The 12,318-nt window shown below is 62.6% G+C and carries 13 protein-coding genes; 7 read left to right on the forward strand and 6 right to left on the reverse strand.

Annotated features, from left to right (window positions below; all coding sequences use genetic code 11):
* Window positions 1-60: 60 nt before the first annotated feature.
* The 3 genes from PV760_RS15890 to PV760_RS15900 all read right to left on the reverse strand — a co-directional run bounded on the left by PV760_RS15890 (window position 61) and on the right by PV760_RS15900 (window position 3,364).
* Window positions 61-1,059 (reverse strand): transketolase family protein, encoded by a 999-nt coding sequence (locus PV760_RS15890; protein ID WP_018779414.1) that lies wholly within the window; start codon window positions 1,057-1,059, stop codon window positions 61-63.
* Window positions 1,056-1,964 (reverse strand): transketolase, encoded by a 909-nt coding sequence (locus PV760_RS15895; protein ID WP_110504770.1) that lies wholly within the window; start codon window positions 1,962-1,964, stop codon window positions 1,056-1,058. The genes PV760_RS15890 and PV760_RS15895 overlap by 4 nt, the downstream gene beginning before the upstream one ends.
* A 62-nt stretch (window positions 1,965-2,026) precedes the next feature.
* Window positions 2,027-3,364: an MFS transporter gene (locus tag PV760_RS15900; protein ID WP_018779416.1), complete on the reverse strand. Its 1,338-nt coding sequence runs from the start codon at window positions 3,362-3,364 to the stop codon at window positions 2,027-2,029.
* Between the two features lie 205 nt (window positions 3,365-3,569).
* Between PV760_RS15900 and PV760_RS15905 the strand changes: the two genes are divergently transcribed.
* From PV760_RS15905 to PV760_RS15925, 5 genes are all read left to right on the forward strand, one after another.
* A complete protein-coding gene (locus PV760_RS15905) occupies window positions 3,570-4,412 on the forward strand; it encodes a sugar phosphate isomerase/epimerase family protein (RefSeq protein ID WP_354628228.1) in 843 nt (280 codons plus the stop codon).
* A 29-nt stretch (window positions 4,413-4,441) separates the two neighbouring features.
* On the forward strand, window positions 4,442-5,215 hold the full coding sequence (locus PV760_RS15910) for an SDR family NAD(P)-dependent oxidoreductase (protein ID WP_055974092.1): 774 nt from the start codon (window positions 4,442-4,444) through the stop codon (window positions 5,213-5,215).
* Window positions 5,216-5,248: 33 nt separating this feature from the next.
* Window positions 5,249-6,985, forward strand: a complete 1,737-nt coding sequence (locus PV760_RS15915; RefSeq protein ID WP_354628229.1) for a dihydroxyacetone kinase family protein — start codon at window positions 5,249-5,251, stop codon at window positions 6,983-6,985.
* Between the two features lie 9 nt (window positions 6,986-6,994).
* Window positions 6,995-7,453 (forward strand): ribose-5-phosphate isomerase, encoded by a 459-nt coding sequence (locus PV760_RS15920; protein ID WP_018779420.1) that lies wholly within the window; start codon window positions 6,995-6,997, stop codon window positions 7,451-7,453.
* Window positions 7,454-7,532: 79 nt separating this feature from the next.
* Window positions 7,533-7,994, forward strand: coding sequence for a DUF8821 family protein (locus tag PV760_RS15925; protein ID WP_018779421.1), 462 nt, complete (start codon window positions 7,533-7,535; stop codon window positions 7,992-7,994).
* Window positions 7,995-8,067: 73 nt separating this feature from the next.
* Here the strand turns inward: PV760_RS15925 and PV760_RS15930 are convergent, their stop codons facing one another.
* Both PV760_RS15930 and dnaB read right to left on the reverse strand, forming a co-directional pair.
* Entirely contained in the window at window positions 8,068-8,799 is a 732-nt protein-coding gene (locus tag PV760_RS15930) for a hypothetical protein (RefSeq protein ID WP_018779422.1), read from the reverse strand.
* Window positions 8,800-8,893: 94 nt separating this feature from the next.
* Complete coding sequence (dnaB, locus tag PV760_RS15935; RefSeq protein ID WP_018779423.1) at window positions 8,894-10,279, reverse strand: replicative DNA helicase; 1,386 nt, start codon at window positions 10,277-10,279, stop codon at window positions 8,894-8,896.
* A gap of 592 nt (window positions 10,280-10,871) precedes the next feature.
* Here dnaB and PV760_RS15940 point away from each other — a divergent pair.
* Both PV760_RS15940 and PV760_RS15945 read left to right on the forward strand, forming a co-directional pair.
* Window positions 10,872-11,345: a hypothetical protein gene (locus tag PV760_RS15940; RefSeq protein ID WP_039243490.1), complete on the forward strand. Its 474-nt coding sequence runs from the start codon at window positions 10,872-10,874 to the stop codon at window positions 11,343-11,345.
* A 7-nt stretch (window positions 11,346-11,352) separates the two neighbouring features.
* Window positions 11,353-11,928, forward strand: coding sequence for a hypothetical protein (locus tag PV760_RS15945; protein WP_039243491.1), 576 nt, complete (start codon window positions 11,353-11,355; stop codon window positions 11,926-11,928).
* Here the strand turns inward: PV760_RS15945 and PV760_RS15950 are convergent, their stop codons facing one another.
* A complete protein-coding gene (locus PV760_RS15950) occupies window positions 11,929-12,306 on the reverse strand; it encodes a TFIIB-type zinc ribbon-containing protein (protein ID WP_018779426.1) in 378 nt (125 codons plus the stop codon).
* Window positions 12,307-12,318: the final 12 nt, after the last annotated feature.

Raw genomic sequence — 12,318 nt, forward strand, 5'->3', positions numbered from 1 at the left:
CGATACTACGGGCAGAAGTGCGGGACGGGCAGTCATATCCGTCCCGCACTGCCGGGAAACTCAGCCGAGTTCGGACAGGACCTTGGCCACGATCCGGTCCACGGACAGACCGTAGCGTTCGTGCAGTGTGGGCAGCGCACCGGCGTCGAGGAATTGGTCGGGCAGCGCGATGGGAACCACGCGCTTGCCGAGCCCGGCGGTGACGACGGCGGAGGCAACGGTTTCGAACAAACCGCCAACAACCGTGTGGTTCTCCAGGGTGACGGCCAGCCGGTCCGTGTTCAGCTCAGCCAGCACGGTGGCGGAATCGAAGGGCTTGATGGTGGGCGTGTGCACTACGGCCACGTCCACGTTGTGCTTCGCCAACGCGTCCGCCGCCTGCAGGGCACGCATGGTCATCAGACCGGAAGACACGAAGACGACGTCGTTCCCGCCGCGCAAAACCTTGGCTTTACCGAGCTCAAACTTATAGTCGTACTCGTCCAGGACGGTGGGCACATTGCCGCGCAGGAGCCGCAGGTACGTGGGCCCGTCCGAGGCAGCGAGCTGCGGAACCGCCTGTTCGATGTCAACGGAGTCGCAGGGGTCCACGATGGTCAGGTTGGGCATGCCGCGGAAGATCGCCATGTCCTCGGTGGCCTGGTGGCTGGGTCCGTAGCCGGTGGTCAGGCCGGGGAGGCCGCCCACAATGTTTACGTTCAGGTTTGGTTCCGCGATGTCCAGGCACAGGAAGTCATATGCACGCCGGGCAGCGAACACCGAGTAGGTGGATGCGAACGGGACCAGTCCCGTTTCGGCCATGCCCGCGGCTGCGCCGAAGAGGAGCTGCTCAGCCATGCCCATCTGGAAGAAGCGCTCAGGAAACGCCTTGGCGAAAATGTGCATGTCCGTGTACTTGCCCAGGTCAGCGGTGAGCCCGACAATCCGGGAGTCCGCCTCAGCGGCCTTAACCAGCGCGTGCCCGAACGGAGCTGACGTGGTCTTCTGGCCGGGATCAGCGAAGGACGCGATCATCGCCGAGGTCTTGAGCTTCGGCTTTGCTGTTGTGGTGGTGCTCATGCTGAAGCCGCCCCTTCGTATCCTGCAGTCAATTGATCGCGGCAGATCTGCCATTCGTTTTCATCAATGCGCATGAAGTGCGCCTTCTCGCGGGTCTCCAGCAGTGGAACGCCGCGGCCAACTTTGGTGTCGCAGAGAATCACCGACGGCTGTCCGGATGCAGAGGATCCCGCAGCCGCCCTGCGGGTGGCGATGTTGTCGAACGCGGCCAGCAGCGCGCCGACGTCGTTCCCGTCCACCCGTTGGGTGTACCAGCCGAACGATTCCCACTTTTCGGTGACCGGTTCGGTGCGGAGCACCGTGTTGGTGGCACCGTCGGCCTGGAGCGCATTGATGTCCACCATGGCGATGAGGTTGCCAAGTTGGTGGTGGTGGGCGCCCATGGCGGCCTCCCAGGTGGAACCTTCGTCGAGTTCGCCGTCGGAGAGGAAGTTGATGACACGGTTGGTCGAGTTCTGCGCCCGCAGGCCCAGCGCCATGCCGACCGCGATCGTGAGTCCGTGTCCGAGCGAACCGCCGGAGATTTCCATGCCCGGCGTGTAGGTGGACATGCCGGACATAGGTAGCCGGGAATCGTCCGAGCCGTAGGTTTCAAGTTCGGACACCGGGACGATTCCGGCCTCGGCCAGGGCGGCGTAGTGGCCGATTGCGTAGTGCCCGGTGGAGAGCAGGAACCGGTCCCGGTCTGCCCAATGGGGGTCCTCGGCGCGGTAGTTGAGCTGGTCTGCGTAGACAGCGGCAAACATGTCTGCCGCACCGAGCGCCTGGCCCACATAGCCCTGGCCTTGGACCTCGCCCATGTTGAGTGCGTGGTGTCGGATACGGAATGCGGCGGCGCGGATGCGCTCTATGCGCTCCGGCGTGGGGGCGGAAACGGCGGCCGTTTCGACGGATGAGATAGTCACTGGATTCCTTCCGGAGTCGGGCGCGTACCAATGGAGAGAACGTGCCCGACGTCGATGGTTGCTTAGGCGTTTACCGTCTGGGGAGTTTTGCTGGCGGCTTCTTCGGCGAGCTGACGCTCACGCTTGCCCCAGGTTTCCTTGGTGATCAGGGCTGCCCAGAGACCGATGGCTCCATAGACGCTGAAGAGAAGCGCCGGCCCCATCCATCCCATGCTGACGAACAGCAGGGTGGTGATAAAGGGGGTGAACCCGGAGACCATGGCCGAGATCTGGTAGGACAGCGACGCCCCGGAGGAGCGGGTCTTGGCCTGGAACAACTCGGGGAACCATGCACCCTGGGCGCCGGCGAGGGAGTTCTGGCAAACCGCGTAGGCCACCACGATAGTGGCGATGATCAGGAAGAACAGGCCAGTGTTGACCAGCATGAACATGGGGATACCGAACACCACTGCGAAGGCCGTGGACCACACGTAGACGGGGCGGCGGCCAACCTTGTCTGTCAGTTTGCCCCAGAAGTACGTGGCGAAAATTCCGATTCCTGCGGCGACACAGAGCGCCACCAGGGTTTCGGTCTTGTCAGCCAGCTTGTTGGTGTGCAGGTAGGAAATCATGTAGGTCACCGACACGGCGTAGCCGGCTGTCTCAGCGATGCGGAGGCCGATGCCCCGCACGATGTTGCGCCAATCGGTCTTGATGACCTCGACAATGGGGGACTTCACGATGTCGCCCGACTTCTTGACGTCTTCGAAGACCGGGGACTCGGGAACCTTTGAACGGATGATGAGACCGACGGCAACCAGCACGATGCTGGCCAGGAACGGTACACGCCATGCCCACTCGGATCCCAGGCCCACGCTGCTCAGGAACACCAGGTTGGCGAGGAGCAGGCCGACGGGGAAGCCGGCCTGCACGATTCCCGTGAACTGGCCCTTCTTCCGCCAGGGTGCGTGCTCGTAGCTCATCAGGATGGCGCCGCCCCATTCAGCGCCGAAGGCCAGGCCTTGGATGACGCGGACGAGGACCAGGAGAGCCGGAGCCAGCAGGCCAACCTGCTGGTAGGTGGGCAGGAGGCCGATCGCGAACGTCGCCAGACCCATAAGGATGAGGGAGGCCACCAGCACCGGCTTGCGGCCGAGCTTGTCGCCGAGATGGCCGCCGATGATGCCACCCAGTGGACGGGCAGCGAAGCCGACGCCGAGGGTCGCGAAGGAGGCCAGGGTGCCGGTTACCGGGTCAGCGCCCGGGAAGAACGCCGTACCGAAGTACAGTGCTGCGGCTGTGCCGAAACCGATGAAGTCGTAGGTTTCGATGACTGCGCCAACGCCGGAACCGACGGCGACGCGCTTTGCTTCCTTGGTTCCATGAACCGGACCACGCATGGTCAGAGCTTCATTGCTCATGTGTGTCTTTCCCTTTCAAGAGTGCGGTGCGTCTTCGGCAACCCCACTGTCGACAGTCAACATAATACGTCAACTGTGACCGACACCACCAGCAATGTCAACAGTCAACTTAGGAGGTTGACTGTTGACAGTCAACCTAGCTAACGTGGTCTCCATCACTAAGGCCCCTCTCCGTCGAGGGGCTCGACACGAGGATCAAACGACGATGTTTCATCAACGACTTGGCTGTTCATCGATCAGCTTCCGCCACCAGGACCTGGCCACGGCCCTGCACACCATGCGTGGGCTCGGCTTCGAGGAAATCGACCTCGGCGCGCTCCCCGGCGTCTGTGACCATGTGCCTTACGTACTGGACGCCGAGGCAGTGGAGGCGGTTGCCGCCGTCGTCAACAGCTCGGGACTGCGCGTCCGCTCGGTCAACGGCGACGTCGGCGACCTGAACGCAACGCTCGACGCCGGCACCCGGGAAGCGCGCGAACGACACCTCGGGATGCTGCTCACCCTGGCGGCCAAGACCGGCGCGAAAGCACTTGTCCTGCCGTGCGGTGCGATCGACCACGATCCTTTGCGGGGCCTGGAAGAAGACATCGACGCTGTCGCAGCTCAACTTATTCACGCCTCTGCCCGCGCCAAGGAGTTCGGCGTCGAGCTGTGGACCGAATCCCTGCACTACTACCGGCTGTGCTGGAACACCGAACGCGCGCAGCTGCTCGCCGACCGCCTTGCCGGTTCCGACGTCGGGATCGTCATGGACTTCAGCCACATCGTCGCGTCCGGAGGCGACCCCGCGGATTTCGTGGACCGCTTCTCCGCACGGATAAAGCACGTCCACCTGCGTGACGCGGTTCCAGCGACCGCAAACGAGCCCGGGAACATCAACCTCAGCATCGGCAACGGACAAGCAGACTTCGCTGCCGGCCTTTCGGCCTTGGGGGACGTTGGCTATACCGGCCACTTCTCCCTGGAACTCGAAACCCGGGACGTCACCCACGACGAACGCCCCGCGGCTGCAGCCAAAGCGGCCAGCTACATCTCAGACCTCATCTAAACCGCGTTACCTCATATTCAAGGAGCACCATGACCACCATCCAGCGCACCGCCGTCCTCACCGGAGCTACATCCGACCGCGGCATCGGCCTCACCACTGCCCGTCGTTATGCCAGCCAGGGCTGGGGCATTGTGATCCTGGACCTCGACGGCGAGAAGTCCGCCAAGGTCGCCGCCGAGATCGCCAACGAATTCAACGTTCCCGCCTTCGGCTACGAAATCGACGTTGCCAATGAAGCTTCAGTCACCGCAGCGCAGGCCGCCGTCGCTGCAGAAGTCACCGCCGGAAACCTCCCGCCCGTCGGAGCACTGGCGAACATCGCCGGCATCACCTCACCCGTCCCGTTCCTGGAAACCACGCTCGAGCTGTGGCACAAGGTCATGGACGTCAACGCCACCGGCACCTACCTGGTCACCAAGGCGTTCCTGCCGGACATGATCGCCAACGGTTGGGGCCGCATCGTCAACATGTCCTCGGTCTCCGCACAGCGCGGCGGCGGCGTCTTTGGCAAGGTTCCCTACTCCGCAGCCAAGGCCGCCATTCTCGGCTTCACCAAGGCACTCGCCCGCGAAATCGGCGACACCGGAGTGACCGTCAATGCCATCACCCCCGGCGCTGTGGACACCAACATCCGGGTCGGCAGCACCGAAGAGCAGGAAGCCGCCATCAACGCCGGAATCCCCTTGGGCCGCAACGCCACCACGGAGGAAGTCGCCGCTGTGATCACGTTCCTCTCCTCCGAGGACTCCGCCTACCTCACCGGCACCACCATCGACATCAACGGCGGCAGCCACATCCACTGATTCGGGCTGCTCGAAGGAAACCCAGGACCCACCATGACCAAAATCTTCAACGACCCCGCCGACTTCGCCGATGAAGCCCTTGCCGGTTTCTGCGACGCCCACTCGGACCTCGTCCGGCAGGTGGAAGGCGGCGCCGTCCGTCGCAACCGCCCGGCCTCGCCGAAGGTCGCTGTCATCACCGGCGGCGGTTCAGGGCACTACCCGGCCTTCGCCGGCATCATCGGGCCGGGCTTTGCTGACGGTGCAGTGGTGGGAAACATCTTCACCTCCCCGTCATCTCAGCAGGCCTACTCCGTGGCCAAGGCCGCCGACTCCGGGGCCGGCGTCGTCTTCACCTATGGCAACTACGCCGGCGATGTCATGAACTTCGGCATGGCCAGCGAACGCCTGAACGCCGAGGGCATCCGGGCAGAGAACGTTCTGGTCACCGATGACATTGCCAGCGCCTCACCCGGGGAGATCGGGAAGCGGCGCGGCATTGCCGGGGATTTCGTCGTCTTCAAGGTCATGGGTGCTGCTGCCGAAGCAGGACTTGACCTCGACGCAGTGGTTCGTCTGGGAAGCAAGGCGAATGGGTTGACGCGAACCATTGGCACCGCGTTTGGCGGTTGCACTTTCCCAGGCGCCGACCAGCCGTTGTTCCGCCTTCCCGAGGGACAGATGGGCCTTGGGCTGGGTATCCACGGCGAGCCGGGACTGTTCGATACCGAGCTGCCGTCCGCCGTCGAACTTGGCCGCGAACTGGTGCGCCGGGTCCTGGACGAAACTCCGGCGGGCGCTTCCCGGAGACTCGCTGTGATCCTCAATGGCCTGGGTTCCACCAAGCATGAGGAGCTTTTCGTCCTCTGGCGCACCGTCGCTCCCCTGCTGCGCGAAGCCGGTTACACGCTGGTGATGCCGGAGGTGGGTGAACTGGTGACCTCGCTGGATATGGCCGGTGCGTCGCTGACGCTGACCTGGTTGGACGATGAGCTGGAGCAGTACTGGACCGCACCTGCCCTGACTCCGGCCTATCGCCGTGGCTCTGTTGGCTTCGATGCCGGTGTTTCCGAGGTCGCCCACGAGGATTCCGCGACCGAAGCTGCCGACTACTCCTCCACAGCTGAGTCCCGCGCGTATGCAGCACAGTGCCTCTCGGCCCTGGACACTACCGCATCGCTGCTGCGGGCTTCCGAATCGATGCTGGGGGACATGGACGCGATAGCAGGCGACGGCGACCACGGCCGCGGCATGGTGCGCGGATCCGCAGCTGCCAACGAGGCCGCAGCAACCGCGTTCGAGCGGGGTGCGGGGGCCGGTTCGGTCCTGATCGCGGCCGGCGACGCCTGGGCAGACAAGGCCGGAGGTACCTCGGGCGTTCTTTGGGGTGCCGGGCTGCGCGCCTTCGGCGAGCGGTTGGGTGATGCAGAGACCCCGACGCCGGACGTCCTCGCCGAGTCTGTTCGCGCCTTCGCGGACCGCATCGCGGGCCTTGGGAAGGCCGAGATGGGCGACAAAACAATGATGGATGCCCTGCTTCCGTTCGCTGCGTCGCTGGAGGAACGCATCGCTTCCGGCATCCCTGTCGAAGAGGCTTGGGCAGTTGCTGCGACTGACGCTTCGGCCGCTGCCGCGTCCACCGCTGACCTCCGCCCCCTCAAAGGCCGAGCCAGGCCACTGGCCGAGAAGAGCCTCGGTACGCCGGATCCCGGGGCGACGTCGCTCGCCATGGTGTTCACCGCCGTCGGACCCCATTTCACCGCAGTTCCCGTAGCTGCCGTTACCAACTAGGAGAATTCCATGCGCATTATCGTGGGCGCCGACGAAGCCGGCGTTGATTACAAAGACCGGATCATGGCCGACCTCAAGGCCGACTCCCGGATTACTGAAGTGATCGACATCGGAGTCAACCACGCGGATGAAGACTTTACCCGCCCCTACCCATACGTTGGAATCGCTGCCGGAGAGATGATCCGCGACGGCAAGGCCGACCGGGCCATCCTGTTCTGCGGCACGGGAATCGGCGTGGCCATCGCGGCCAACAAAGTACCCGGCATCCGGGCCACGGCAGCACACGATTCGTTCTCCGTCGAACGCTCAGTCCTGTCCAACGACTGCCAGGTCCTCACCATGGGTCAGCGCGTCGTGGGCGTGGAGCTTGCCCGTCGCCTGGCCAAGGAGTGGATCGGCTACGCGTTCGATCCATCCTCCGGCTCAGCCGCGAAGGTGAAGGTGCTGAGCGACTTCGAGGGCTGCTAAGCCTCCACAACGGCTGCACAGTCATTCCTGCCCGCCTCACCAGTAGCATTGGTCCAAACAGGCCCGAGCAGGAGAGCTGATGCCCTACATCGTTGACTTCAAGAACGTTTCCACTGTGGGACTCGAATCCTCCCCCGTAGCGGAAGCCGCCGCAGGACTACGGGCCAACGAAGCCCGCTACTACAAGAACAAGTACGACCATGAATTCACGGTCAGCCCCGCCGACGAGCTCCCCGACGTGGTGGACAGGGTGAGCCGGATCCTCAAGGAAGAACGCGACATCGTGATCAAGTCGCGGCCACTGGAAGCCACGTCTTTTCAGGTGGAGGACCTTCAGATGGCCTACGTTTTCTACGAGTCCGGGCTGTCCATCAACGTCATGTACAGCGTTGGCGAGGGAAAAAGGGCCGTCGGGTTCAAGCTCTCCGACGGCATGGAAGTCCCTGAAGAACTGGAATCAAAGTTCAAGTTTGCCCGCCAGAAATCCAAATTGGCCGGCACCATCCGCGGGTCCTACTTCGTCATCAAGGGCGAATACTGACCCTGCTCAGGGCAGCTTTAAGCCGATGAAGGCCGTACGTGCGGACGAACCCGCCCGCACGGCCTTCACGGAACTATTTGATGAGCGCGGCGGCCTGGTCCATGAGCGCGCCTGCTGCTTCCGGCCCACCGGCCGCAGCTTCGGTACCTGAGGCCGTGGCCGAGATCAGGACACCGTCCTTGACGGCGTGCGCCGTGTAGATCGCTCCCGTTTTCCCGTCAGGCATCACCATGAGCGTCTTCAGCGCCACCGTGCCGGGCACGCCGCCAACACCTTCGATCTTTTCGGTGGAGGTTGTTATTGCCTCTCCCTCCGCGGAGAACGTCATTTTCCGGCACGTTTCTGCCAGGGACTTGCTTGACTCCACGCTCTCCTGCAGCACGGCAGAGTCGACTCCGGACGTCAGCGATACGTTGCTGATGAAGTCGCCCACCTTGGCCCGGGCCGTCCCCGCGATGCTCGAACCGGAGATATCGTGCGGAACTCCAAGAGTGCGCAGGTCCTTGCAGCTTTCCGGTTCAATGGTGGCCTTGCCGAAGCCGTCCAGCAGTGAGGCGTACTGGCCCAAGAGCTCCTCACCGGAAAGTACGGCGGGACTGCTGCCATCAGAGGCCTTGATTTGCCCGACCAAAGCGACGAGTTCTTCGTCGGTGTACTGCTTTGCCGGGGACGGTGTGCTGGAGGCCGTTTCGCTGGCCGCAGCCGCCGTCGAGTCCTGCGATGCCGGCGTAGTGCCGCCGCATGCCGTAAGAGTCATCGCAACGATTGCTGATGCCCCAAGTCCGAGCAGCAAGTTCTTCTTCATATGATTCCCCAATAAGTCATTGATAAACCCGCGGACGCGGACCGAGTCAACACTACTGGCCCGGTCACGTTGTCAGGGGAGGGCCACAAGAAGATTAGAACCCGCCGCCACCGCCGGTATCGCCGGCCATGTTGGCGAAGCGCGAATAGTGGCCTTGGAAGGCGACCACGATGTCCTTGGTGGGGCCGTTACGGTGCTTGGCGATCAGGATGTCCGCTTCACCCGCACGCGGCGATTCCTTGTCGTAAACGTCTTCACGGTGAAGCAGGATGACCATGTCGGCGTCCTGCTCGATCGAGCCTGATTCACGGAGGTCGGAAACCATCGGGCGCTTGTCTTGTCGCTGCTCGGAACCACGGTTCAGCTGTGACAGCGCGATGACGGGAACCTGGAGCTCCTTGGCGAGCAGCTTGAGTGCACGCGAGAACTCGGAGACTTCCTGCTGTCGGGACTCAACTTTCTTGCCCGAGCTCATGAGCTGGAGGTAGTCAAGGATCACGAGCTTGAGGTCATGCTGCTGCTTCAGGCGGCGGCATTTCGCCCGGATCTCCATGAGGGACATGTTGGGGCTGTCATCAATGAACAGGGGAGCATCGTTCATGCGGCCCATGGTGGTGGCAATCTTGGACCATTGCTCGTCCTTGATGGTTCCCTTGCGGAGATCCTGGAGGCCAATGGTGGCTTCTGCGGAGAGCAGACGCATGGCGATCTCGTTCCGGCCCATTTCCAAGGAGAACATGACAGTGGCCAGGTTGTTCTTGATGGCAGCCGAGCGGGCGAAGTCCAACGCGAAAGTGGACTTACCAACAGCCGGGCGGGCTGCGATAACGATCATCTGGCCCGGGTGGAGGCCGTGCGTCAGTTCGTCGAGCTCGTAGAATCCTGTGGGAACACCGGTCATGCCTTCGCCGCGGTGGCCCGAAGCTTCGATCTCGTCCACAGTGGACTCCATGACGTCCTTCAACGCCACGTAGTCCTCGGCGGTGCGTTTTTCAGCCACCGCGTAGACCTCGGCCTGTGCTTGGTTGACGAGGTCCTCCACCTCGCCGTCCTGGCCGTAGCCCATCTGCACAATCTTGGTGCCGGCATTGACCAAGCGGCGGAGGACCGCTCGTTCGGCCACGATCTCCGCGTAGTACCCGGCGTTTGCGGCGGTGGGAACAGTCTGGATGAGCTCGTGGAGGTAGGCGGGGCCGCCGATCCGGTTGATCTCGCCGCGCTTGGTCAGCTCGTCCGATACCGTCACGGCATCAGCAGGTTCACCACGGCCGTAGAGGTCAATGATGGATTCATAGATGGTCTCGTGCGCCGGCCGGTAGAAGTCATGTCCGCGGACGATTTCGACGACGTCGGCGATCGCATCCTTGGACAGCATCATGCCGCCCAGTACTGACTGTTCGGCAGGAATGTCCTGGGGAGGCTTCCGGCTCGAGTCCGAAGCGCGAGTGCCCTCGATTGAGTCCAAGTGCGTAACTGACAAAGCCGTCCTCCATTTTTGTACCGCTGCAGGGCTGAACTCCCTGGCGGCCTGTACAGCGCAGTGTGTGGCTAAACCGTCCGCCGGGGTTGCTCCCAGAATGTCAGGCAGCTCCGACAAAATAGCGGTATCCACAAGTTATCCACAGCCGCTTCCCTGAGATCGTCACCGTAAGCGGCTTTTTGCGACCAAGGAAACTCGACTCGGGGATATCCGTGCCCAAAATGGACACTTCAGACACGTTACAGCAGGTGCCCGAAGACCCCTGTGGATAAGCTGTGGAATACCACCTCCACGTTGTGCACAGACTGTGCACTACTCTGTGGATAGAGAAATTCTTTTGACGGAATCAACACTCTGACCTGCGGAAACGCTTCTCACAAGCTGTGGACTAAAGAAAGATTCAGCGGAAAATCATCCACAGCCCCAAGGGTTCCAAGGAGGCCCGGAGTGGCTAAAAGCACCATAAACATACCCCAAATGTGATGCATCTTACTTTTCGTGGCTGAATTTGACACTATCCTCTCAGAAGCCTATGCCCACCGTGGAATGTGCTGTGGATAACGCAGTTCTGGCATAAGCTCTAAGCATGGGGATGAACTTTGGTGACGTGTTGACGATTGCCCTTCCGCTTCTTGTCCTCCTGGGCCTGTTGTGGGCCTTGACTGCGGCCTTCAAACCACGGGACACCGGGGTGTCGGATGCTGAGAGATACCAGCGGGAACTGGCAGCCCGCTCCGCCGCGCACCAGGCTTCCCAGGTCCAAGAGGCGCTGGCCCTTCGAGCCCGCATCGAGGCCACCACCAAGCCGAGCCAAAACGAAGCCCAACACAGCCAGCAGACCGAGCAGAACCGCACGGCAGTCCAGGCGCAGGCCGCCCGTTCGCAGGCCGCCGGCCAGCAGGGCCACCAACCCGCTGTGCTTCCCAACGGCCAGCTCAACCCCCAGCTCGCCTTCGAGCTGCAGAACCTGGTCCGAAGCGGCAAAAAGATTGAAGCCATCAAAGTTCTTCGCCAAGCCACCCACTCAGATTTGCTTACCGCCAAGAACTACGTAGATCGGCTCTGACAACGCCATGGATTCCATCCTCATTCCGCTCCTGATCCTCATTGCGGTGGTGGCGGGAGTGCTCCTGCTCATTCATTCCTTCACCAAGCGCTCTGCTGAAACAAAGGCGGGCAACGACGCAGCAAATGCGCCCATGGACCCCGTGGATCTGGCCAAGGAGTCTGCGGCCAAGCTCAACCAGGAACAGCACCGCCAGCTGTACTCGCTCATAGCCCAGGGCCAGGGCATGGCGGCGATCAAGCTGTATCTGCAGGCCACGGGTGAGGGGCTGCGGGCCTCGCGCAACGCCGTGGGCGCTTTGGCGGCACACCCACAACCATTCACGCCGGAAGCCCCGGCCAAAGACCTGCTCGCGGATGACGACGATGAACCGGAGCGTTTTCCCTACCGCTACAGGGCAATCGTCAGCAAGGGTGACGTCACCCGCGAAGTGAGCAGCAATATGCTCAACGACGAAATCTACGGACGGATCCGCACGTTGGCCAAGAGCGGTGACGTGGAAGGCGCGGCCTTGGCCCTGACCCGCCATTCGGACATCAACATCAAGCAGGCCCGTGAATTCATCGAGCTTCTGGACGACTAGCTAGAAGTCAAAGAGGTCGCCCAGGAAGCCTTCCTTCTTCTTCCGTTTGCGGCCGTACTGGTCGCGGCCACCATCCCGCCGGTCGTAGTCCCGACGGTCACGGTCATGATGGTCGCGGTCATGATCGTGCCGGTCGCGGCGGTCCCTGTCGTCGTACCGCGGTTCCTGCGGACGGGATTCAAACGGGTTGTAGAGGGGCGGCGGGGCGATCGGCGGTTGTGGTGGCGCCTGCCGACTGACGGCCGGGCCGGTCTCAGCTGCTACGCGGTCAATAATCTTGTCCAGCTCACCGCGGTCCAGCCACACTCCCCTGCATTGTGGGCAGTAGTCGATCTCCACGCCGCTTCGTTCGCTCATCACCAGGTCAATGGAATCCACAGGACACTTCAT

This window comes from Paenarthrobacter sp. CC6, assembly GCF_040560085.1.
In the GTDB taxonomy this organism is placed as follows: Bacteria; Actinomycetota; Actinomycetes; order Actinomycetales; family Micrococcaceae; genus Arthrobacter; species Arthrobacter nicotinovorans.